Origin of the sequence: Pseudomonas sp. CFII64, assembly GCF_000416235.1 — a bacterium.
Lineage (GTDB): Bacteria > Pseudomonadota > Gammaproteobacteria > Pseudomonadales > Pseudomonadaceae > Aquipseudomonas.
The window spans coordinates 203,023-224,879 of the sequence record NZ_ATLO01000049.1 but is presented as its reverse complement, the minus strand read 5'-3'; the positions used below and the strand labels follow the sequence as shown (position 1 = coordinate 224,879).

Below are 21,857 nucleotides of genomic sequence, written 5' to 3'. Positions count from 1 at the left end.
CAATCGCAGCAATTACGCCCTCAGACCTCTCGCCCTCCCGGCTAAAGCCGGTCCTGCAGATCCGATGTTTCAGGCGGCGCCAGTCGCCACTTCCCGCGCTGGATCGGTAATCCACTCGCTCCACGACCCGGCGTACAGTTTTCCCAGCGGATAGCCGGCCAGGCACAGCGCGAACAGGTTATGGCAGGCGGTTACGCCCGAGCCGCAATAGGCGACGAGCTTCTCAGGCGCGCGACCTTGCAGCTTGGCGGCGAAGCGCTGCTGGAGTTGATCGGGACTCAAAAAGCGTCCGTCCGGCCCGAGGTTTTCGTTGAAAGCCGCACACTGCGCGCCGGGAATATGTCCGGCAACCGGGTCGATGGGTTCGACTTCACCCCGGAAACGCGCCTCGGCGCGGGCATCGATCAAGGTCATGTCCGGATTGCCCAATCGCTTCTGCAGGTGCTCGGCGTCGATCAGCAACGACTTGTCTGGCTGCCCGTTGAAATGACCGACTTTCTTGTCCGGCGCATCAAGACTCAGCGGCAAGCCCGCCGCATGCCAGGCTTTCAGGCCACCATCGAGAATGAACACGCCATCACGCTTGCCCAACCAGGCCAGCAGCCACCAGGCGCGGGCCGCAAATGCACCCGGACCATCGTCGTAAAGCACGACATCGCTGTCTGCGTTGACGCCCAGAACCTGCAAACGCTGCACCAGCGTTTGCGGATTCGGCAGCGGATGGCGTCCGGTCTTGCCTTTGCTGACCGGCCCGCTGAGGTCGCGCTCCAGATCTGCAAAACAGGCGCCGGCAATGTGCCCTTCGGCATAGCTGCGCTGCCCGTATTCCGGATCTTCGAGGGCGAAACGGCAATCGAGAATCACCAGCCCGCCTTGCTCCTGGCGCTCGGCCAGTTGAAGTGGGCTGATCAGTTGCGCGATAGACATGTCTGGCTCCTTAAATTGTTCATTATTTGATCGAAACCTGCAAAGCCTTGAATCAAACCTGGTGTGCCAACGCCTCGTGCAGCGGCACATAGAACTCCGAACACAGGGCGCTCACCTCATCCCGGGCCTGAGCGGTGACATAGCCAAGCTCCAGCATCAACACCTGGTAAACCCCGCGCCGCATGGCGTTTTCACTCAAATGACTGCTGTTCTCCCGGGTGGTGCAGAGAAAGCGCACCCAGGACGTCAGGATGATCCAGGTGTTGAGCGTCAACGACTCGATCTGGACCTTGTCCATCTCCAGAATGCCAGCCTCGACAAAACCGCCATAAATAGCCATGGCCTGGATCAAGCAATGCTGGGAAAAACGCCGGTAGCGGTCGGCAAGCTCCGGATCGGTATCGAGCAAGTGCTCCAGATCGCGATGCAGGAAACGATAGCGCCACATGCCGTCGAGTATTTCCAGCAGGTAATAACGCTTGTCTTCGACCGTCGGCAACCGCCCGCCGGGTGGCCGCAGAAAGGTGTTCACCAGGGTTTCGTATTCGCTGAACAGCTCGGCGATGATCGCCTGCTTGTTGGGGAAGTGGTAGTACAGATTGCCCGGCGAAATCTCCATGTGCGCAGCGATGTGATTGGTGCTCACACTGCGCTCGCCCTGCAGATTGAACAGCTCAAGGCTGTTCTGCACGATGCGTTCACGGGTCTTGATGCGTGGGGCCATGCTCAGCTCGGTCGCTCGGGTGTTATTGGAATGAGACGGATGTTAACGCAAGTGTTACCAGATCGCTGCCTCGCAGGGCTGATGAGTTTTGGCGCGATGGACAAATTGACTTTGTAGAGCAACCACTCTAAAACCGCAGCACAAGGTCGATCAAGGAAATCGCACATGTTTGCCGAACCCGCCGGGATGCACACCACGCAGCAACCGTTCAACGAACTGGATCGGGTACTCGCGCTGCAGCGCAAGGCGTTCGCCGCCAATCCCATGCCCACTGCGGGCCAGCGCCGACAATGGCTCAGCAATCTGCGCGACCTGCTCAGCGCCGAGCGGCAAGCGCTGATTGCGGCGATCAGCAGCGATTTCAGCCATCGCAGCGCCGATGAAACCCTGCTCGCCGAATTGATGCCTTGCCTGATGGGCATCGATGACGCGCGCAAGAATCTGACGAAATGGATGAAACCGGCGCGGCGCAAGGTCGGCATTGCTTTTCAACCGGCGTCGGCGAAAGTCGTGTATCAGCCGCTGGGCGTGGTTGGGGTGATCGTGCCGTGGAATTACCCGCTGTTTCTTGCGGTGGGGCCCATGATCGGCGCGCTGGCGGCTGGCAATCGGGTAATGCTCAAGCTCAGCGAGTCCACGCCCGCGACCGGGGAACTGCTCAAGCGGCTGTTTGCGCAGGTATTCCCCGAAGATCTGGTCGCGGTGGTGCTGGGCGAGGCCGAGGTCGGCATCGAGTTTTCCCGGCTGGCGTTCGATCACTTGCTGTTCACCGGTTCTACCAGTATCGGCAGACAGGTGATGCGCGCTGCGGCTGAAAATCTGACGCCGGTGACGCTGGAACTGGGCGGCAAGTCGCCAGCTATCGTCTCCGCTGATGTGCCACTCAAGGACGCCGCCGAACGGATCGCCTTTGGCAAGACCCTTAACGCCGGGCAAACCTGCGTCGCGCCGGATTACGTGCTGGTGCCAGAGGATCGCGTCGAGGGTTTCGTTGAAGCTTACCGGCAAGCCGTGCGCGGGTTTTATCCGACGCTGACGGACAACCCGGACTACACGGCAATTATCAATCAGCGACAACTGACGCGCCTTAACGGCTACCTCGAAGACGCCAGCCGCAAAGGCGCCAGGGTCATTGCGCTGTACGATCAGGGTCAGGATCGGCGCATGCCGTTCAGCCTGTTGCTCGATGTCAGCGACGACATGCTGGTCATGCAGGATGAAATCTTCGGCCCATTGCTGCCGATCATCCCGTACAGCCGCATCGATCAGGCATTTGCCTACATCAACCAGCGCCCTCGTCCGCTGGCTTTGTATTACTTCGGCTACAACAAGGCCGAACAACAGCGCGTCCTGGAACACACCCATTCCGGCGGCGTATGCCTGAACGATACGCTGCTGCATGTCGCCCAGGACGACTTGCCTTTCGGCGGCGTCGGCCCTTCCGGCATGGGCCATTATCATGGTCGCGAAGGGTTCCTGACCTTCAGCAAGGCCAAAGGCGTGTTCATCAAACAACGTTTCAACGCCGCCCGGCTGATTTATCCGCCTTACGGCAAAGCCATTCAACGCTTGGTGTATCGGTTGTTTATACGATGAGTGCCGGGGCACGCCAACCCAGCTGTAGGACCGGCTTTAGCCGGGAGGGCATTTGATGTTCTCGCTCCTACAGTCGCGCCTACGGTGGGTTCGCGGGCAAGCCTCGCTCCAATGGGTCATCTGATCATCGCGCAACGTCACCTTTTCAAGGGCAATACGACCTTTGCCTCTGTCACGCCGACTTGGCCCATGGGGATTGCTGCGCTACCATCCGATTCCCCAAGGACTCCGACCAGGACGACGCGATGAACCGAGTGTTGTATCCAGGCACCTTCGACCCGATTACCAAGGGCCATGGCGATCTGGTCGAACGCGCCTCGCGCCTGTTCGACCAAGTAGTCATTGCCGTGGCCGCCAGCCCGAAGAAAAACCCGCTTTTCCCTCTGGAACAGCGAGTGGAGCTGGCCCGCGAGGTCACCAGACACCTGCCGAATGTCGAGGTGGTGGGCTTTTCAACGTTGCTCGCCCACTTCGCCAAGGAACAGAACGCGAATATTTTCCTACGTGGACTGCGGGCAGTTTCCGACTTCGAGTACGAGTTTCAGCTGGCGAACATGAACCGCCAACTGGCGCCGGAGGTGGAAAGCCTGTTTCTTACGCCGTCGGAGCGTTATTCGTTCATATCGTCCACATTGGTCCGCGAAATTGCGGCTTTGGGCGGGGATATCACCAAATTTGTGCATCCGGCTGTCGCCCAGGCGCTTACCGAACGTTTCAAGCGCTAAGCTCCTTATCGGCAACGCCAGGTGCATCGAATCTACTAATGCGGCACAATTCGCCGCATTAGATTTCATATGCCCCGGCGCTGTCCGTGGCAGGAGTGCTTCATGTCCCTGATCATCACTGACGATTGCATCAATTGCGACGTTTGCGAACCCGAGTGCCCGAACGAGGCGATTTCTCAAGGCGAAGAGATCTACGTGATCAATCCGAGCCTGTGTACCGAATGCGTTGGCCATTACGACGAGCCGCAGTGTCAGCAAGTCTGCCCCGTGGACTGCATCCCGCTGGATGAGACCCACGTCGAGAGCAAGGATGAGCTGATGGCCAAATACCTGATCCTGACCAGCAAGGTGTAGTACCGGCATACGAGTTCTCGCCGAAACCGGGCTGTTCAGCCTGTCGACCAAAAGCGAGAGCCGAATGATTCGAACGCAACAATTGCAGCACTATTTGTCGAGCGCCCTGGTCGCGCTGTGTCTGCTTACCGCACAATTTGCCCTTGCCGCTGATTCAACTCGCTCTGCACAACACGCCGCCATTGCCAGCCCACACCCTGAAGCCACCGCCGCTGGTCGGGAAATCATGGTAGCCGGTGGCAATGCCTTCGACGCGGCCGTGGCCGTCAGTGCGGCATTGGCGGTGGTTGAACCCTACGGGTCAGGCTTGGGCGGCGGCGGTTTTTTCCTGCTGCGCCAGAGTGGCGAACAGCCTCGCTATATCTTTCTCGATGCACGGGAAAAGGCGCCACTGAAGGCCACCTACGATCTGTATCGCCGTGACGGCAAAGTGCAGCCCTCTTTGTCGCTCAATGGCCCGCTGGCCGCAGCGATACCCGGTTTGCCCGCAGCATTGGTTGAACTGGCCGAACGTTACGGCAAGCTGCCGCTGAGCATCTCCATGGCGCCCGCCGTTCGCCTGGCCTTTAAAGGTTTCGCCGTCGACTCGATCTATCGCCAGCGCGCCACCGCACGTCTGTCTGCCCTGCGCGACGATCCGGAAAGCGCGCGACTGTTCCTTCGTCGCGGTGAAGTGCCAGCCCTGGGTGAAATCATCAAGCAGCCGGAGCTGGGCGCGACGCTGAACCGCCTGGCCGATCGTGGTCGCGAAGGCTTCTATAACGGATTGACCGCGCAATCGCTGATCAACGGCGTGCGCGCGGCAGGCGGGATCTGGTGCCTGGACGACATGGACCGCTACCGGGTTGCGACTCGCGAACCGCTGCGCTTCAAGCTGGACGATAAGCGCGAGCTGATCAGCGCCCCGCCACCTTCGGCGGGCGGCATTGCCCTGGCCCAGAGCTTGACGATGCTCGGCCAATTGCCGTGGCGCGACGCCGACAAAGTGCAGCGTGCCCATTACGTGGTGGAAGTGCTGCGCCGCGCTTATCGTGATCGGGGCTTGCTCGGCGATCCGGATTTTGTCGCCAATCCCATCAGCCATTTGCTGGACCGCGAATACCTGACGCAACTGGCCAGCGGCATCTCCCCGCGCGATGCCACGTCCAGCAGCAGCCTGCCGCCGTCGCCGCAGTGGCGAGAGGGTGAACATACGACGCACTTTGCGACGCTGGACCGCGAGGGCAACGCGGTGGCTGCCACGCTGTCGGTGAACCTGCCATTTGGTGCGGCCTTTACGGCGCCGGGCACCGGCGTGGTATTGAACGATGAGATGGACGATTTTGCCGCCGACCCGCAAGGCATCAATGCTTATGGTCTGGCGGGAAGCCAGGCCAACTCCATTGCCGCAGGCAAGCGGCCGCTGTCGAGCATGAGCCCGAGCTTTATTGAAAGTCCGACTGAGTTCACCGCTTTCGGCACCCCTGGCGGCAGCCGCATCCCGAGCATGGTGTTGCTGTCGATGCTGCAATATCTGGACGGCCAACCCATTGCGACCTGGCCCGCCGTGCCGCGTTATCACCATCAGTATCTGCCCGACGTCATCGAACACGAACCGGGCGCGTTCAGCACCGGGGAAATGATTGATCTGCAGGCGCGCGGCTACACGCTCAAGGACATCAAGCATGTCTACGGCAATCAACAGGTGGTGTTCTGGCACAAGGACAGCGGTAAGGTCGAAGCCGCGAGTGATCCTCGCGGTCTGGGGGTCTCGCAGCAGTTCGATCCGAAGGTCTGGGAAGTTTCGCCCTGATTTACCGGTTATTCGCGCTTGTTGTAGCCGTCGCCGGTGCAGCCCAGGCAGCGCACGAACGCGGCTTTGCCTGGATCGACGACCAATGCTTTGCCCGTATCGCCAATGCCGCCGCCCATTGCCGTGAACGGCAGCGCGACCACAAATAACCCGGCGCCCACGACGGTCGCGACGATCAACAAGGGCCGGGCGATCAGCAGATCGCCGATCATGGCGAAGGCCGGGGGATTCTGGATGCTGTAGACCGGATCGCCGCTGCCCTGAGCGGGCGGCTGCGCCAACGCCGGCATCGCCTGCAATCCGAAGAGCAGCGTCAGCGTGGCGGCAAGAATACGAAACGGCTTCATGGCATGGTCCTTCAGGCGCAGCGGATGGGGATGCTGTTCACTATAAACAGCGATGGGGCTTAAGCAAGGGCCGCACGTGTTGATTTGAAATGGATACCGTAGGACCGGCTTTAGCCGGGAGGAGGCCCGCACAGCTGGCGTATTTGCGTCTTCAGGCCCTTCGCTCTCCCGGCTAAAGCCGGTCCTACAGATCCCGTGTAGGCGGTTCAGGTACTCAGATCATCTCTGGCACTTCGGACAATACACACTCGCCCGCTGCCCCAGCTTGATCTCCCGCAGGGTTGTGCCGCAGACCTTGCACGGCTGGTCGCCGCGACCATACGCGAACAGTTCCTGCTGGAAGTAACCCGGCTTGCCGTCGCCGCCAGTGAAGTCGCGCAATGTCGTGCCGCCGCGCTCGATGGCATGGGCCAGGATGCGTTTGATTTCCAGGGCGAGCACCAGATAGCGCGCCCTGGAAATGCTCTTGGCCTCCCGGCGCGGATCGATACCCGCAGCGAACAACGCTTCCGTCGCGTAAATATTGCCGACGCCCACGACTACGGCGTTGTCCATGATGAACGGCTTCACGGCGATGGACTTGCCACGAGAGCGATCAAACAGGCGCTGGCCGTCAAACAGATCGGTCAGCGGTTCCGGCCCAAGCCGTATCAACAGTTCGTGGTTGAGCGGATCAAGGCTCCAGAGCATCGCCCCGAAACGGCGCGGATCGGTGTAGCGCAGGGCCAGCCCGGATTCCAGCTCGATATCGACGTGCTCATGCTTGAGCGCGGGCAAGCCGACCTCAACCAGACGCAAATTGCCCGACATGCCCAAATGGCTGATCAAGGTGCCGACTTCGGCCTGAATCAGCAGGTATTTGGCGCGGCGCTCGACCAGCACGATTTTCTGACCCGACAGGCGCACGTCGAGGTCTTCCGGGATCGGCCAGCGCAGGCGTCGATCACGGACGATGACGCGGCTGACCCGCTGACCTTCCAGATGAGGCGCAATGCCTCGGCGGGTGGTTTCGACTTCAGGTAATTCAGGCATGGGCAACTCGGTGGAGCGCGGGTGAAAGGCCGTCAGCGCAACGTCAGTGTGCGGCCAGTTCGCGAATGCTTTCTTTGAGGTTTTCGAAATCGTAATCGGACAGGCCGACGTAATCCAGAATCAGATGCCCAATCGCATTCCATTCGTGATCTTCGCTCTGATTGCCCAGCACCCGATGGGACGCGCAAATGTGCTCGGCCATCTTCAATACCGCCAGCAGGTTCTTCAACGGCGCATTACGCCCGGAATCGTCCTCGAAAATCGCCAGCGCGTTGTGATGGTTGGCAATCGCGTTGCTGACATGCTCCGGCAAACGCCAGGACTTGGCGGTGAAATAACCCACCACGGCATGGTTGGTATTCAACGCCTCGTTTTCAGTGTCCACCACGCGCATGGTCGGGCTGGCGTTGGCATAGCCTTGCTCAAGCACATCCATATAGTTGGGGAAACGCTTGAGCATCAGCGGAATACCACAATCGTGAAACAGGCCCAGCGCGTACGCTTCGTCAACGGTTTGCGAGCCGATGCGCTTGGCCAGCGTCATGCTGGTATTGGCCACGTCTTGCGCCGAATCCCAGAAGCGGTTCAGGGTCACGATGGTTTCGTCAGTCATCTCACCCCTGATCGACAGGGCGTTGATCAGATTGATGACGGTGCGGCTGCCCAGCAGATTCACGGCGCGCTGGATGGAGGCAATCTTGACGGTCAGCCCGTAATGCGGCGAATTGACGATTTTCAGGAGCGCCCCGGACAAACCGGGATCCTGGGAGATCAGGCGGGAGATCACGCCCAGATCCGGGTCCGGCATGTACTGTTCCATTTGCAAATCCACCATGATTTGCGGCTGCGGCGGCACGCTGATGCCTTGCAAGGCCTGCTGGATTTGCTCGGGGGTTAGCTCTTGGGACATAGGTACACACTCGGGGGCAGAGCTGGATTCTACCCCCTGGGTCGCCAATGCCATAACCACTGATTCATAAGCGTTACAGATTGGAAGCGTCAAGAATGCACACGCGCGCGGGCACTCCCCGGCCAACGCATTCAATTCAATGACTAAATGCGTCTGAATTTCGCGCCGCGTGAAAGAAATTTCATGAGTTACAAAACGTGAGCGTCGAAGGCCGAATTACCGCTAGCCGGTTAATTACCGTGATCCGGGCCCCAGAACGGCCTGACGCGCTATAATCCCGCTCTTTTTTCCGGAGCGACGTCATGTCCCTGCCTAGCTTGCGCCTCAAAGCCAACGCCGACCGTCGCCTGCGCGCCGGTCACCTGTGGGTCTACAGCAACGAAATCGACGTAGCCGCGACCCCGCTGCACGGCTTTGCCGCAGGCGATCAAGCTCTGCTGGAAGCCGCTGGCGGCAAACCGCTGGGCATCGTGGCCATGAGCCCCAACAACCTGATCTGCGCACGTCTGGTTTCCCGCGACATCAAGTTGCCGTTGGACAAATCGCTGCTGGTGCATCGCATCAACGTCGCGTTGTCGCTGCGTGACCGGCTGTTCGACAAGCCGTTCTATCGCCTGGTTTTCGGTGACTCGGACCTGCTGCCGGGTCTGGTGGTTGATCGTTTCGGCGACATTCTGGTGGTCCAGCTGGCTTCGGCCACCATGGAAAACCTCAAGGACGACGTCATTGCTGCGCTGGTGCAAGTGCTCAAGCCAAGCGGCATCCTGTTCAAGAATGACTCGGCCGCCCGCGACGCCGAAGGCCTGAATCGTTATGTCGAGACGGTATTTGGCCTGGTGCCGGAATGGGTCGCGCTGGAAGAGAACGGCGTGAAATTCGAAGCGCCGGTCATGGCCGGACAGAAAACCGGCTGGTTCTACGACCACCGCATGAACCGCGCGCGCATCGCCCCGTACGTCAAAGGCAAACGCGTTCTGGACTTGTACAGCTACATCGGCGGCTGGGGCATTCAGGCGGCCGCATTCGGCGCGACCGACGTGACTTGTGTGGACGCATCGTCGTTCGCCCTGGACGGCGTGGAACGTAACGCCGCGTTGAACGGTTTCGCGGAAAAAATGACCTGCATCGAAGGCGATGTGTTTGAAGCGCTGAAAGAGCTGAAGGCCGGCGAAGAACGTTTCGACGTGATCATCACTGACCCTCCGGCGTTCATCAAACGCAAGAAAGACATGAAGAACGGCGAAGGCGCTTATCGCCGCCTGAACGAGCAAGCCATGCGTTTGCTCAGCAAGGACGGCATCCTGATCAGCGCTTCGTGCTCGATGCACCTGCCGGAAGATGACCTGCAAAACATCCTGCTGACCAGCGCCCGCCATCTGGATCGCAACATCCAGCTGCTGGAACGCGGCAGCCAGGGCCCGGATCACCCGGTCCACCCGGCCATCGCCGAAACACGCTACATCAAGAGCATTACGTGCCGCTTGCTGCCTAATAGCTGATTCGGTAAATAAACCCGGCCCGCTGCAATGGCGGGCCGGGATATTCGTTGGGATTCATTTCCTCCTACCGCAAGTCCGAATTCCTACACGCCTCGTATCCAGTAATGAACCTGAAACCATTCTCATGGTCTGTGACTTGGGGATAAAACGGATGGCGTGTCGGACGTAGAACCCAAACGGGCCGTGTTTTCGTCAGCCCGTCGCCAAACTCCGCAGTAGTAGCAGCGATATGCATGGCAATCGTTGCCCCATCTTTACCGGCCCGTGCATCGGCGCCTTTATCTTTTCCTTTCATCGAAGATAACAATGTCTATGTCTCGTCACCTTGCTGCGCTCCTCTCCCGAATTCCACAACTGCTGACTCAGCCACGCCGCGCCATTGGTGCCAGCGTGCTGGGCGGCTTGCTTGCCATCAGCGCTACAGCCCACGCCGCAGAAACCAAACCCAATGAACGCTGGGTCAGCGACAGCCTCAACACCTTTGTGCGCAGCGGCCCAACCGATGGCTACCGGATTGTCGGCACCCTGAAATCCGGACAGAAAGTCGAATTGCTCAACACGCAAGGCGACTACAGCCAGGTTCGCAGCGAAGGCGGCGGCAGTGTATGGATTCCAAGCAGCGACTTGCAGAGCATGCCTAGCCCAAGTGAGCGCTTGCCGGAACTGTCCCAGCAAGTCGCGGATTTGACCGGCCAATTGAAGAACATCGACGACACCTGGAAAACCCGCGTGCAGGGCATGCAGGAGACGCTGGACACCCGCAAGAAACTGATCGACGAACTCGAAGCCCGTACCAAGGACCTCAACGCGCAACTGGTCGATAGCCAGTCGGAACTGCGCAGCACCCAAGCCAAGCTGGGCGACGAAAACAAACAGGTGCTGATGCGCTATATGGTTTACGGCGGCAGCATCGCCGGCGCCGGATTACTGGTCGGTCTCATCATTCCCGCGCTAACCCGTGGCCGCAAGAAGAATGATGGGTGGGTTTGATCGATTCGCGATTTGCGGATTAAGCCTCGGCCTGTAGGAGCGAGGCTTGCCTGCGAAGAGGCCGGTACATCCCTGAAGCTGTAGACCCGAGATGACGGCTTCGGGGACAAGTCCCCTCCTACCGAGGCGATGTTACTGGTCGTACTCGCCCGCCGCTTCCGGCTGATATTCCACTGCCAGCAACGTGAGCTTCAGGGTTTTGCCGCCCGGCGCAGGCCAGTCGATGTGCTGGCCGACTTTCAGGCCCAGCAAAGCAGTGCCAATCGGGGCGAGCACGGAAACAGTGCCCTCGGCGCTTGCGTCCTTCGGGTAGACCAGTTTCAGGTGGTAATCCTTGCCACTGACTTCTTCGCGGCAGTGCACGCGCGAATTCATGGTCACGACACCGGCAGGTACTTTATGGTGGTCAACCACTTCGTCGGCGCGATCCAGTTCGGCTTGCAGCGCTTCGACGCCGGGCGTGTCTTCGTCCAGGCTAGCGATCAATTGCTCAAGGCGCTGCACGTCGAGTTTGGTGAGAATAATGGAAGGTGAAGTGCTCATGGAGGCAGACTCCTTATTTCTGCGCGACATAAAACAAAACCCCACCGAATTCGGCGGGGTTTCAGGACGAGCTTCGATGAATGAAGCATGTCTGGACACTAACACAGACGGACAAATACACAACCTGACGGGCGGGTCAGACCGGTCTTAGCCTTCGGCGGTTTGATTTGCGTCAGACAATGCCCGACGCGCCTGGGCGCCGGCGCAAATTTGCCGACGACGTTCATCGTCGGCAGAGCGCCATTCGCGGATGTCTTCGACGTGGCGAAAACAACCCAGGCAGACTTTCTGCTCGTCCAGGCGGCACAGGCTGATGCACGGCGAAGCCACAGCCGGGCTGATGTTGCTGAACAAGGGTTTCGGCGCACGCACCGGCGCGGTTGTAGCCGTATCAGTCACAATCAGATCTCGTCGAAGTCGAGCTCGACGCTCGCCTGCTCAAGGGTGATGCGCCCCAGCATTTCGCTCAACAGCTCGTCGCTGGAGTCACAAACCCAACGCTTTTCTTCTTCGTCGTAGTCGAAGTGGAAACCGCCGGAACGCGCAGCCAGCCACAGCTGACGCAACGGTTCCTGGCGACTGAAAATCAGTTGGCTGCCGTTTTCGAATTTGACGGTCAGCACGCCAGCGGAGTTTTCCAGATCAACGTCCAGACCACTCTCGTCGAAAATATCTTCCAGCGATTGCTGGGTGGCATCGACCAGATCGTGAAAACGGGCTTCGGTCAAACTCATTACGTGAACCTCGAAAAGTGTCTACTGACGGCGCAGCGACGCAAGATACGGTCGCTTAAACGTAAATGCAAAGCTTACCCGCTCAACGAGCATGGTAGACGCCAATATTCCGCTCGCCAGGCCCAAACATGGCCCAACCGCGTCAAACCCCCGCCGGACGGGAAGCCGGCCACGTAGGCAAGGCGCTGGGTGGCCGGTATACTCGGGCGCAATTAATGCTTTTACAAAGGATTTCGCCATGAAGCGCCTGATCTCTTCGCTTGCTGCGCTTGTCGCGGTCGCCTGTCTTGTTGCCGCCTGTGGTCAAAAAGGCCCGCTTTATCTGCCTGACGACACCAAATCTCCAGACGAACAAGCCAAGTCGCAATCGCATAAGCATCTTTAAGGGAATTACATGGACGCCTTCAACTACCGCGACGGTGAGCTGTTCGCGGAGGGAGTAGCGTTGTCTGCCATTGCCGAACGTTTCGGCACGCCGACCTACGTCTATTCCCGTGCGCATATAGAAGCGCAATATCGCGCCTTTGCCGACGCGCTGAGCGGCATGCCGCACCTGGTGTGTTTCGCCGTCAAAGCCAACTCCAACCTGGGCGTGCTCAATGTCCTGGCGCGTATGGGCGCCGGTTTCGACATTGTGTCCCGTGGCGAGCTGGAACGTGTGCTGGCCGCTGGCGGCCAGGCCGACAAAATCGTGTTTTCCGGCGTCGGCAAGACCCGCGATGACATGCGGCGCGCCCTGGAAGTCGGCGTGCATTGCTTCAATGTCGAGTCCACTGACGAGCTGGAGCGTCTGCAAATCGTAGCCGCTGAACTGAATGTTCGCGCGCCGATTTCCCTGCGGGTCAATCCGGACGTCGATGCGGGCACGCATCCGTACATTTCCACCGGTCTGAAAGAGAACAAGTTCGGCATCGCCATCGCGGACGCCGAAGACGTGTACATCCGCGCCGCACAGCTGCCGAATCTGGAAGTGGTCGGCGTCGATTGCCATATCGGTTCGCAACTGACCACGCTGGAGCCTTTCATCGATGCGCTGGATCGCCTGCTCGCGCTGGTTGATCGCCTCGGTGATTGCGGCATCCATTTGCGTCATATCGATCTGGGTGGCGGGCTCGGCGTGCGTTATCGCGACGAAGAGCCGCCGCTGGCGTCGGACTACATCAAGGCTGTGCGCGAACGCCTGGACGGTCGTGACCTGGCACTGGTCTTCGAACCCGGTCGTTTCATCGTCGCCAACGCGGGCGTGCTGCTGACCCAGGTCGAGTACCTCAAGCACACCGAGCACAAGGATTTCGCCATCGTCGACGCGGCGATGAACGACCTGATCCGCCCGGCGCTGTATCAGGCCTGGATGGACGTCACGGCGGTTCGCCCCCGCGATACTGCGCCGCGCACTTACGACATTGTCGGCCCGATCTGCGAAACCGGTGATTTCCTGGCCAAAGGCCGCGAGCTGGCCCTGGCTGAAGGCGATCTGCTTGCCGTGCATTCGGCAGGCGCTTACGGTTTTGTGATGAGCTCGAACTACAACACCCGTGGCCGCACCGCTGAAGTGCTGGTCGATGGCGCGCAAGCTTTCGAAGTACGCCGTCGGGAAACCGTGGCCGAGCTGTTTGCCGGCGAAAGCCTGCTGCCGGAGTAACCCATGCTGCTGCGTTTTACCAAGATGCACGGCCTGGGCAACGACTTCATGGTTCTGGACCTTGTGAGTCAGCACGCGCATATTTTGCCCAAGCACGCCAAGCAATGGGGCGACCGGCATACCGGCGTGGGCTTCGATCAGCTGTTGCTGGTGGAAACCCCGACCAATCCGGATGTGGATTTCCGTTACCGGATCTTCAACTCCGATGGTTCCGAGGTCGAGCAGTGCGGCAACGGTGCGCGCTGCTTCGCCCGTTTCGTGCTGGATAAACGCCTGACCGCCAAACGGCAGATCAAGGTCGAGACCAAAAGCGGGATTATCGAACTGGACATCCGCAACGATGGCCAGATCAGCGTCGACATGGGCCCGCCGCGCCTGATCCCGGAAGAAATTCCGTTTCAGGCCGTGGAACAGGCCTTGAGCTACAGCCTCGATGTGGACGGTCAAACCGTCGAGCTGGCTGCGGTGTCGATGGGCAATCCCCACGCGGTGCTGCGCGTCAATGACATCAACAATGCCCCGGTGCACACACTTGGGCCGAAAATCGAGCATCACCCGCGCTTTCCGGCGCGAGTGAACGTCGGCTTTCTGTACGTTGTGGATCGTCAGCGCGCACAGTTGCGGGTCTGGGAACGTGGTGCCGGGGAAACCCAGGCATGTGGCACCGGTGCCTGCGCCGCAGCCGTTGCAGCCATCAGCCAGGGCTGGATGGATTCGCCGCTATTGATCGACCTGCCGGGTGGCCGCTTGTCCATCGAATGGGCCGGCCCAGGTCATCCGGTCATGATGACCGGCCCCGCTGTTCGGGTTTATGAAGGCCAAGTTCGTCTATAAGTGAGCAAATGCGATGACCGACAAGCCTCAGACTTCAACCGACACGCCCAGCGAATCGCCTGCCGATAACGCTGCGCCAAACACTGAAGCAGAGGCGATCATCGCTTTCCTGCTCGACCATCCGGATTTCTTCGCCGAGCACGACGAACTGCTAGTGTCGATGCGTATCCCGCATCAGCGCGGCGATACCGTGTCGCTGGTGGAGCGCCAGCTCAAGCTGCTGCGCGAGCGCAATATCGAGATGCGCCATCGCCTGTCGCAGCTGATGGATGTTGCCCGCGACAACGACCGGCTGTTCGACAAGACCCGCCGCCTGAACCTCGCCTTGATGGACGCCACCAGCCTCGAAGAAATCGTGATTGCCGTGGAAGACAGCCTGCGCCAGGAATTCCAGGTGCCCTTCGTCAGCCTGATCCTGTTCAGCGACAACGCCATGCCGGTCGGCCGCTGGGTCACCACGGCCGAGGCGCAGAAAGCCATCGGTGGCCTGATCGGCGAGAAAACCGTGTGCGGCGCGTTGCGCGAACACGAGCTGGCGTTTCTGTTCGGCGCTGAACAGAGCAAGGAAGTCGGCTCAACCGCCATCGTCACCTTGAATCATCTGGGCCTGCATGGCGTGCTGGCCATTGGCAGCCGCGATCCGCAGCATTACAAAAGCTCGGTCGGCACCCTGTTCCTCAACTACATCGCCGACGTACTGGGACGTTTGCTGCCGCGCTTCACCAACGCGCTGCGCTCGGTCCGCTGATGGAACGACAGCTGGACGCTTACTGCACTCACCTGCGCAGTGAGCGCCAAGTGTCGCCTCATACCCTCGAAGCCTATCGGCGGGACCTGAACAAAGTCCTCGCCTTCTGCGCCAAAGAAAAAATCGCCAGCTGGGCGGCGCTGGACATCCAGCACCTGCGCAGCCTGATCGCCCGGCAGCATCAGCAAGGCCAATCGTCGCGCAGTCTTTCCCGGCTGTTGTCGGCGGTGCGCGGGCTTTACCATTATCTCAATCGCGAAGGCATCTGTGAGCACGACCCGGCCAATGGCCTGTCGCCGCCCAAAGGTGAACGCCGCCTGCCCAAGACGCTGGACACCGACCGCGCCCTGCAATTGCTCGATGGCGCAATTGAAGACGACTTCCTCGCCCACCGCGATCAGGCGATTCTGGAGCTGTTCTATTCTTCGGGCCTGCGCTTGTCAGAGCTGACCGGCTTGAACATGGAGCAGCTGGACCTCAGCGAAGGCCTGGTGCAGGTGCTCGGCAAAGGCAGCAAGACCCGCGTCCTGCCGGTGGGCAGAAAGGCTCGCGAGGCGCTGCACGCCTGGATTGCCCTGCGCGCCCTGGCCAACCCCGAGGACGACGCCGTCTTCATCAGCCAGCAAGGCCGCCGTCTGGGGCCGCGAGCGATTCAGAAGCGGGTCAAGCTGGTGGGTGAGCGCGAACTGGGGCAGAACCTGCACCCGCACATGCTACGGCACTCCTTTGCCAGTCATCTGCTGGAGTCATCTCAGGATCTGCGCGCCGTGCAAGAACTGCTCGGCCACGCCGACATCAAAACCACGCAGATCTATACGCACCTGGATTTCCAGCATCTGGCGACGGTGTACGACAGCGCCCATCCACGGGCCAAACGCAAAGGTTCTGACCATGATTAAGCTGATCACCTTCGATCTCGACGACACGCTGTGGGACACCGCCCCGGCCATCGTCGGCGCCGAGGCCACGCTGCGCGACTGGCTGGCCGCCAATGCACCAAAACTGGGCCCGGTACCCGTCGAGCATTTGTGGGCGATTCGCACCCGCCTGCTGGAAGCCGATCCAACGCTCAAGCACCGCATCAGCGCCTTGCGGCGTCGGGTGTTGTTTCAGGCGCTGGAGGATGCGGGCTACGCCCACGACGTGGCGCAGGATCTGGCTGACCAGAGCTTCGAGGTATTCCTGCATGGTCGGCATCAGGTGCAGATATTCCCTGAGGTGCAGCCAATGCTGGAGATTCTCGCCAAGACGTTCACCCTGGGCGTGATCACCAATGGCAACGCCGATGTACGCCGACTGGGACTGGCGGATTATTTCGCCTTTGCGCTGTGTGCCGAGGACCTGGGCATCGGCAAGCCTGATCCTGCGCCGTTTCTGGAAGCACTCAAACGCGGCAATGCTGATCCGGCGCACGCCGTGCATATCGGCGATCACCCCGGCGATGACATTGCAGGCGCCCAGCAAGCCGGCATGCGCGCCGTCTGGTACAACCCGCAGGGCAAACCCTGGGAAGCCGAACGTTCCCCGGATGCCGAAATCAGCAGCCTGACGCAGTTGCCGGATGTGTTGCGGCGCTGGACGTGATTCTGTAGGCGCGAGGCTTGCCCGCGAATCGGACGCCTCGGTAACGCAGGTACACCGCGTTATCGTTCTTCGCGGGCAAGCCTCGCTCCAACGGGACAAGACGCAAAAAAAAGCCCGCAGCGACAGCGGGCTTTTCTCAATGCGGCATCCGGATCCCTTAAATAGGGCGGCTACCGTATTTGTTGTCAGGCTTCTTGGGAGGATCGGCGACCACGTTGGCTTCCACTTCCTGAACCTTGCCGCCCCGGGCGAGGAACTCTTCCATTGCGCGAGCCAGAGCATCACGCTCTTTGTTTTTGGCTTCTACGCTAGGCAGTTCGTCAACCGAGACTGCAGCCTTGGCTTTTCCCTTGGCTGGAGTGACGGATGCTTCGGCGCTGTCATCAACTTCAACGCCATCGTCTTCGGCAGCAGCTGCAAGCTCCTCACCGTCCTCTTCACCTTCCAGATCATCAACCAGATCGTCGTTGTCGTCGTCGCTCATGTTCTACCTCATGACTTGCGAAAGCAGATTAGTTATAGCCCAGCTGCGGCCGTTTTCGAATGCGGCTGGAAAAAATTCAACACTGCGCTGAAAATCAGCGATCACGCCTTCTCACCCTGCAAGGTGGCGAGGACGTTGCGAGCACCGCCAACATCGCGATGCTCACCTAGATAAACACCTTGCCAGGTGCCCAGCGCCAATCGCCCTGCCGTCACCGGCAACGTCAATTGGCAGCCCAGCAAACTGGCCTTGAAGTGCGCCGGCAGATCGTCAGGTCCTTCGTCGTCATGTTCAAAGCCGTCCACGCCCTGAGGTGCCAGACGGTTGAAATAACGCTCGAAGTCACGACGCACGGCCGGGTCGGCATTCTCGTTGATGGTCAACGAGGCCGAGGTATGCTGCAGCCACAAATGCAACAGTCCCACTCGACAACCGCGCAGCTCGGGCAAGCCTGCCAGTATCTCGTCGGTCACCAGATGGAATCCACGAGGCCTGGCCCGCAGGGTAATCCTGGTCTGTTGCCACATACAGTTCTCCGCACGTTCGGCGCGCATTCTAACGCGCTGGTAGAAAAAGCAAAGCGCGCAATAAACCGGCCTTTCTGTAAGACATTCGCGATGCCCTCTATCGACAAACGCCAGACAAAAAAATGCCCGGCAAACCGGGCATTTTTTTTGCGCTGACTTACAAGTTGTAGCCACGCTCGTTGTGTTGCGCAAGGTCGAGGCCGACCGCTTCTTCTTCCTCGGTGATGCGCAGACCCATGACCGCGTCCAGCACCTTGAGGATGATGAAGGTCACGATCGCGGTGTAGATGATCGTGAAGCCGACGCCTTTGCACTGGATCCAGACTTGTGCCGCGATGTCAGTCACGGTGCCGAAGCCGCCCAGAGCAGGGGCTGCGAACACACCGGTGAGGATCGCGCCGACGATACCGCCGATACCGTGCACGCCGAAGGCATCCAGGGAGTCGTCGTAGCCGAGTTTGCGCTTGAGGCTGGTGGCGCAGAAGAAGCAGATCACGCCTGCAGCCAGACCGATGATCAGAGCGCCCATCGGGCCAACAGTACCTGCGGCAGGAGTAACGGCAACCAGACCGGCAACCACACCCGAAGCGATGCCCAGGGCACTTGGCTTACCGTGGGTCAGCCACTCGGCGAACATCCAGCCCAGAGCAGCGGCAGCGGTAGCGATCTGGGTAACCAGCATCGCCATACCGGCAGTGCCGTTGGCCGCAGCAGCGGAGCCGGCGTTGAAGCCGAACCAGCCAACCCAGAGCATTGCCGCGCCGACCAGGGTGTAACCCAGGTTGTGCGGAGCCATCGGAGTAGTCGGGAAACCTTTACGTTTGCCCAGCACCAGACAGGCAACCAGACCAGCCACACCCGCGTTGATGTGAACCACGGTGCCGCCTGCGAAGTCCAGAACGCCCCAGTCCCACAACAGACCACCGACGCCGCCCCAGACCATGTGCGCGATTGGCGCATAGACCAGAGTGAACCAGATGCCCATGAAGATCAGCATCGCGGAGAACTTCATGCGTTCTGCGAAGGCGCCGACGATCAGCGCTGGAGTAATGATGGCGAAGGTCATCTGAAAGGTGACGAACACCGCTTCAGGGAACAACGCAGCCGGGCCAGTGATGCTGGCTGGCGTGATGCCAGCGAGGAACGCTTTACCCATGCCACCGAAGAAGGAGTTGAAGTTGACGACGCCGGCTTCCATACCCGTGGTATCGAACGCAATGCTGTAGCCGTAAACGACCCACAGGATGCTGATCAGACCAGTGATAGCGAAACACTGCATCATCACGGAAAGAATGTTTTTCGACCGAACCATGCCGCCGTAGAACAGCGCGAGGCCGGGAATAGTCATGAACAGCACCAAGGCTGTCGAAGTCAGCATCCAGGCGGTATCGCCTGAGTTGAGGACTGGAGCTGCCACTTCGTCCGCCGCCATGGCAAGGCCAGGGGTTACGAGGGACAACAGGGCTCCTAGCCCTGCGAATTGACGCAGAGTCATATTGTTTTCTCCTGGGGCGTTGGGGTTGGCGGCTTAGATTGCGTCGGTATCGGTTTCGCCGGTACGGATGCGAATAGCCTGTTCCAGATTGACCACGAAGATCTTGCCGTCACCAATCTTGCCGGTGTTGGCCGCTTTGGTTATCGCCTCGATAACCCGATCCAGATCCTTGTCATCAATAGCTACATCGATCTTCACCTTGGGAAGGAAGTCGACTACGTATTCCGCACCGCGATACAGCTCGGTGTGGCCTTTCTGACGTCCGAAGCCTTTGACTTCAGTGACGGTGATGCCCTGCACGCCGATTTCAGACAGCGACTCGCGCACGTCGTCCAGCTTGAACGGCTTAATGATTGCAGTGACTAGCTTCATGAAACTTTCTCCCGAATTGGTGGACTTGCCCCAGGAAAACAAACCCGACTCAAGTCTAAGCGCAGTGCCTGGCTTTGTAACGCGCCGGTCGCCTTAAATAGAGGCCCGACCGACCCCAGAAACCGCTTATGACGAAACACATCCCCGCTCCGCCTGCCGCACTGCCTTCGTCACAGCGACTGCCTCAGTGCATGGGTCATAAGCGTCTAAGCAGAAAGCTTGCCATCTCGTGATTTTTCATTGAATACAGGCCCTTGACCCACAATCGCCCAGCCCCGGCCCCTTCCAGACGAGCGGAACGCACAACTACAGTGCGCGCGTGCACGCCCCGATGCGCGATAACCGTGCATCCCCCGACCTGGATTGACTATAGACGCTGCGTGCTACACTGCCGCCCATCTGATTCCGGAACCTGACCATGCTCGCGCCCAAAGCTTTCCTCGATGCCCTGAGCGGCCACGCCTCGCGCTTGTTCAACGGCGAGACGCCCATCCCGCGCAATGAATTTGAAACCCAGTTCAAAGCCCTGCTGCAAAGCGGCTTCAGCAAACTGGATCTGGTCAGTCGTGAGGAGTTCGACAGCCAGATGGCCGTCCTCGCCCGCACCCGGGCACGCCTGGAAGCGCTGGAAGCCAAGGTTGCGCAGATGGAAGCGAACGCTTCGCCAAAGAACGACGTTTGATATCGCGCTGTCGCACAGCTACATAGGATTCGTAGGACCGGCTTCAGCCGGGAGGGCGAAAGTCCTGACGACACTGCTGCTGCGAATGGACTGGCCACCTCCCGGCTGAAGCCAGTCCTACGGAACGTATTCCAATTCAAATGCTTGTCAGGGTGCGGCGCGTTTGATTAGGCAGGCACCAACAACTGCTCCAGCTTGCGCGTATAAGGCGCGAGGTCACCGATGGTGCGCGCGACCCATTGCGGGTCGTAATAGGTGTCCAGATAACGCTCGCCGCTGTCGCACATCAGCGTCACGACCGAGCCTTTCAAGCCTTGCTCCTGCATCTGCAGCGCCACCGTCAACGCGCCCCATACATTGGTGCCGGTCGAGCCGCCGGGCTTTTTGCCCAACAGCCGCTCGAGCCAGGCCAGCGTCGCAATGCTCGCAGCGTCGGGCACCTGCAACATGTCGTCAATCACCCCCGGCAAAAACGAAGCCTCGACCTTGGGTCGGCCAATGCCTTCAATGCGGCTGCCATGCTGACTGGTCACGCGGGTATTACCCGTTCGGAAGCTCTCGTAGAACACTGAGTTCTCCGGGTCCACCACGATCAAACGCGTGTCATGCCCCTTGTAGCGGATGAAACGGCCAATTGTCGCCGAGGTGCCGCCGGTTCCGGCGCTCATCACGATTGCGGCCGGCACCGGATGCTCTTCGCCGCTTAACTGCTCGAAGATGCTGTCGGCAATATTGTTATTGCCGCGCCAGTCGGTGGCGCGCTCCGCGTAGGTGAACTGGTCCATGTAATGACCGTCGCCCGCGCTGGCCAGCCGTTCGGCCTCGGCATACACATCGCAGGCACGCTCGACGAAATGACAGCGGCCACCCAGCAACTCCACCTGCTCGATTTTCTTGCTCGCCGTATGGCGCGGCATCACGGCGGTAAAGCTCAATCCCAGCAGCTTGGCGAAATACGCTTCGGACACCGCCGTGCTGCCCGAAGACGCCTCGACCACATGCGTGCCTTCGCGGACCTTGCCGCTGCAAATGGCGTGCAGGAACAGCGAACGCGCCAGCCGGTGCTTCAAACTGCCGCTCGGGTGCGTGCTCTCATCCTTGATGTAGATATCCACGTCTTTGAGTGCCGGAATATCCAGTTTGAGCATGTGCGTATCGGCCGACCGCTGTTGATCGCAGGAAATCTTTTTCATGGCCGTACGGATCCAGTCACTCATTGCTGCCATGCCTCTGCTCAAATGCGGGTTAATGAGCAAATTTTACTGATATGTCGCGAAAAGAATTTTCCTTCGTCCTACCGCAGTGGCTAATCTGTA

Annotated in this window: 26 protein-coding genes; 13 read left to right on the top strand and 13 right to left on the bottom strand. The window is 59.8% G+C overall.

All coding sequences use genetic code 11. The annotated features are described in order from the left end of the window. Positions 1–69: 69 nt before the first annotated feature. Together CFII64_RS23990 and CFII64_RS23985 are read right to left on the bottom strand one after the other, a co-directional pair. Positions 70–927 carry a sulfurtransferase gene (locus CFII64_RS23990; RefSeq protein WP_020293452.1) on the bottom strand — a complete coding sequence of 286 codons (858 nt, stop codon included), beginning with the start codon at positions 925–927 and terminating at the stop codon, positions 70–72. A 52-nt stretch (positions 928–979) separates the two neighbouring features. Beyond that, positions 980–1,651 (bottom strand): TetR/AcrR family transcriptional regulator, encoded by a 672-nt coding sequence (locus tag CFII64_RS23985; RefSeq protein WP_020293451.1) that lies wholly within the window; start codon positions 1,649–1,651, stop codon positions 980–982. Positions 1,652–1,837: 186 nt separating this feature from the next. On the opposite strand from CFII64_RS23985, the gene CFII64_RS23980 reads away from it, so the two are divergent. The 4 genes from CFII64_RS23980 to ggt all read left to right on the top strand — a co-directional run bounded on the left by CFII64_RS23980 (position 1,838) and on the right by ggt (position 6,118). Then, entirely contained in the window at positions 1,838–3,247 is a 1,410-nt protein-coding gene (locus CFII64_RS23980; protein WP_371106467.1) for a coniferyl aldehyde dehydrogenase, read from the top strand. Positions 3,248–3,492: 245 nt separating this feature from the next. Beyond that, on the top strand, positions 3,493–3,972 hold the full coding sequence (gene coaD, locus CFII64_RS23975) for a pantetheine-phosphate adenylyltransferase (protein WP_020293449.1): 480 nt from the start codon (positions 3,493–3,495) through the stop codon (positions 3,970–3,972). 102 nt (positions 3,973–4,074) lie between these two features. Next, complete coding sequence (locus CFII64_RS23970) at positions 4,075–4,326, top strand: YfhL family 4Fe-4S dicluster ferredoxin (RefSeq protein WP_020293448.1); 252 nt, start codon at positions 4,075–4,077, stop codon at positions 4,324–4,326. A 64-nt stretch (positions 4,327–4,390) separates the two neighbouring features. Continuing rightward, positions 4,391–6,118: a gamma-glutamyltransferase gene (gene ggt / locus CFII64_RS23965; protein WP_020293447.1), complete on the top strand. Its 1,728-nt coding sequence runs from the start codon at positions 4,391–4,393 to the stop codon at positions 6,116–6,118. A gap of 8 nt (positions 6,119–6,126) precedes the next feature. Here the strand turns inward: ggt and CFII64_RS23960 are convergent, their stop codons facing one another. The 3 genes from CFII64_RS23960 to CFII64_RS23950 form a co-directional block, all read right to left on the bottom strand. Continuing rightward, positions 6,127–6,465, bottom strand: coding sequence for a hypothetical protein (locus CFII64_RS23960; RefSeq protein ID WP_020293446.1), 339 nt, complete (start codon positions 6,463–6,465; stop codon positions 6,127–6,129). 219 nt (positions 6,466–6,684) lie between these two features. After that, complete coding sequence (mutM, locus tag CFII64_RS23955) at positions 6,685–7,497, bottom strand: bifunctional DNA-formamidopyrimidine glycosylase/DNA-(apurinic or apyrimidinic site) lyase (protein ID WP_020293445.1); 813 nt, start codon at positions 7,495–7,497, stop codon at positions 6,685–6,687. 43 nt (positions 7,498–7,540) lie between these two features. Next, positions 7,541–8,353 (bottom strand): HDOD domain-containing protein, encoded by an 813-nt coding sequence (locus CFII64_RS23950; protein WP_177325451.1) that lies wholly within the window; start codon positions 8,351–8,353, stop codon positions 7,541–7,543. A gap of 356 nt (positions 8,354–8,709) precedes the next feature. Here CFII64_RS23950 and CFII64_RS23945 point away from each other — a divergent pair, with 356 nt between their 5' ends. Beyond that, positions 8,710–9,906, top strand: a complete 1,197-nt coding sequence (locus CFII64_RS23945; RefSeq protein WP_020293443.1) for a class I SAM-dependent rRNA methyltransferase — start codon at positions 8,710–8,712, stop codon at positions 9,904–9,906. Between the two features lie 306 nt (positions 9,907–10,212). Further along, positions 10,213–10,896, top strand: coding sequence for a TIGR04211 family SH3 domain-containing protein (locus tag CFII64_RS23940; protein ID WP_044901647.1), 684 nt, complete (start codon positions 10,213–10,215; stop codon positions 10,894–10,896). A gap of 132 nt (positions 10,897–11,028) precedes the next feature. On the opposite strand, the gene rnk is transcribed toward CFII64_RS23940, so the two are convergent. From rnk to cyaY, 3 genes are all read right to left on the bottom strand, one after another. Then, positions 11,029–11,439 (bottom strand): nucleoside diphosphate kinase regulator, encoded by a 411-nt coding sequence (gene rnk / locus CFII64_RS23935; RefSeq protein WP_020293441.1) that lies wholly within the window; start codon positions 11,437–11,439, stop codon positions 11,029–11,031. A gap of 147 nt (positions 11,440–11,586) precedes the next feature. Beyond that, positions 11,587–11,838 carry a DUF1289 domain-containing protein gene (locus CFII64_RS23930; RefSeq protein WP_020293440.1) on the bottom strand — a complete coding sequence of 84 codons (252 nt, stop codon included), beginning with the start codon at positions 11,836–11,838 and terminating at the stop codon, positions 11,587–11,589. Between the two features lie 2 nt (positions 11,839–11,840). Next, positions 11,841–12,173, bottom strand: a complete 333-nt coding sequence (gene cyaY, locus CFII64_RS23925) for an iron donor protein CyaY (protein WP_020293439.1) — start codon at positions 12,171–12,173, stop codon at positions 11,841–11,843. 238 nt (positions 12,174–12,411) lie between these two features. Between cyaY and CFII64_RS23920 the strand changes: the two genes are divergently transcribed. Genes CFII64_RS23920 through CFII64_RS23895 form a run of 6 tightly spaced genes read left to right on the top strand, consistent with a single transcriptional unit; the run spans position 12,412 to position 16,981 of the window. After that, a complete protein-coding gene (locus CFII64_RS23920) occupies positions 12,412–12,558 on the top strand; it encodes a lipoprotein (RefSeq protein WP_020293438.1) in 147 nt (48 codons plus the stop codon). Between the two features lie 9 nt (positions 12,559–12,567). Continuing rightward, positions 12,568–13,815 carry a diaminopimelate decarboxylase gene (lysA, locus tag CFII64_RS23915; RefSeq protein WP_020293437.1) on the top strand — a complete coding sequence of 416 codons (1,248 nt, stop codon included), beginning with the start codon at positions 12,568–12,570 and terminating at the stop codon, positions 13,813–13,815. A gap of 3 nt (positions 13,816–13,818) precedes the next feature. Next, complete coding sequence (gene dapF / locus CFII64_RS23910) at positions 13,819–14,649, top strand: diaminopimelate epimerase (protein WP_020293436.1); 831 nt, start codon at positions 13,819–13,821, stop codon at positions 14,647–14,649. A 13-nt stretch (positions 14,650–14,662) separates the two neighbouring features. Beyond that, positions 14,663–15,397 (top strand): DUF484 family protein, encoded by a 735-nt coding sequence (locus CFII64_RS23905; RefSeq protein ID WP_020293435.1) that lies wholly within the window; start codon positions 14,663–14,665, stop codon positions 15,395–15,397. Further along, positions 15,397–16,296, top strand: coding sequence for a tyrosine recombinase XerC (xerC, locus tag CFII64_RS23900; RefSeq protein ID WP_020293434.1), 900 nt, complete (start codon positions 15,397–15,399; stop codon positions 16,294–16,296). Before CFII64_RS23905 ends, xerC begins: the two co-directional genes overlap by 1 nt. Next, positions 16,289–16,981, top strand: a complete 693-nt coding sequence (locus CFII64_RS23895; protein ID WP_020293433.1) for an HAD family hydrolase — start codon at positions 16,289–16,291, stop codon at positions 16,979–16,981. The genes xerC and CFII64_RS23895 overlap by 8 nt, the downstream gene beginning before the upstream one ends. A 157-nt stretch (positions 16,982–17,138) precedes the next feature. Here CFII64_RS23895 and sutA read toward each other — a convergent pair whose 3' ends face one another. The 4 genes from sutA to glnK form a co-directional block, all read right to left on the bottom strand. After that, a complete protein-coding gene (gene sutA / locus CFII64_RS23890; RefSeq protein ID WP_020293432.1) occupies positions 17,139–17,465 on the bottom strand; it encodes a transcriptional regulator SutA in 327 nt (108 codons plus the stop codon). A gap of 101 nt (positions 17,466–17,566) precedes the next feature. Continuing rightward, complete coding sequence (locus CFII64_RS23885) at positions 17,567–17,992, bottom strand: secondary thiamine-phosphate synthase enzyme YjbQ (RefSeq protein WP_020293431.1); 426 nt, start codon at positions 17,990–17,992, stop codon at positions 17,567–17,569. Between the two features lie 157 nt (positions 17,993–18,149). Then, the gene (locus CFII64_RS23880; RefSeq protein WP_020293430.1) at positions 18,150–19,487 is read right to left on the bottom strand and encodes an ammonium transporter; all 1,338 of its coding nucleotides are present in this window, start codon (positions 19,485–19,487) and stop codon (positions 18,150–18,152) included. 33 nt (positions 19,488–19,520) lie between these two features. Beyond that, on the bottom strand, positions 19,521–19,859 hold the full coding sequence (glnK, locus tag CFII64_RS23875) for a P-II family nitrogen regulator (RefSeq protein ID WP_002555808.1): 339 nt from the start codon (positions 19,857–19,859) through the stop codon (positions 19,521–19,523). A 418-nt stretch (positions 19,860–20,277) separates the two neighbouring features. Between glnK and CFII64_RS23870 the strand changes: the two genes are divergently transcribed. Then, positions 20,278–20,541, top strand: coding sequence for an accessory factor UbiK family protein (locus tag CFII64_RS23870; protein WP_020293429.1), 264 nt, complete (start codon positions 20,278–20,280; stop codon positions 20,539–20,541). 167 nt (positions 20,542–20,708) lie between these two features. Here CFII64_RS23870 and CFII64_RS23865 read toward each other — a convergent pair whose 3' ends face one another. After that, complete coding sequence (locus CFII64_RS23865) at positions 20,709–21,767, bottom strand: PLP-dependent cysteine synthase family protein (protein ID WP_044901646.1); 1,059 nt, start codon at positions 21,765–21,767, stop codon at positions 20,709–20,711. Between the last annotated feature and the right edge of the window lie 90 nt (positions 21,768–21,857).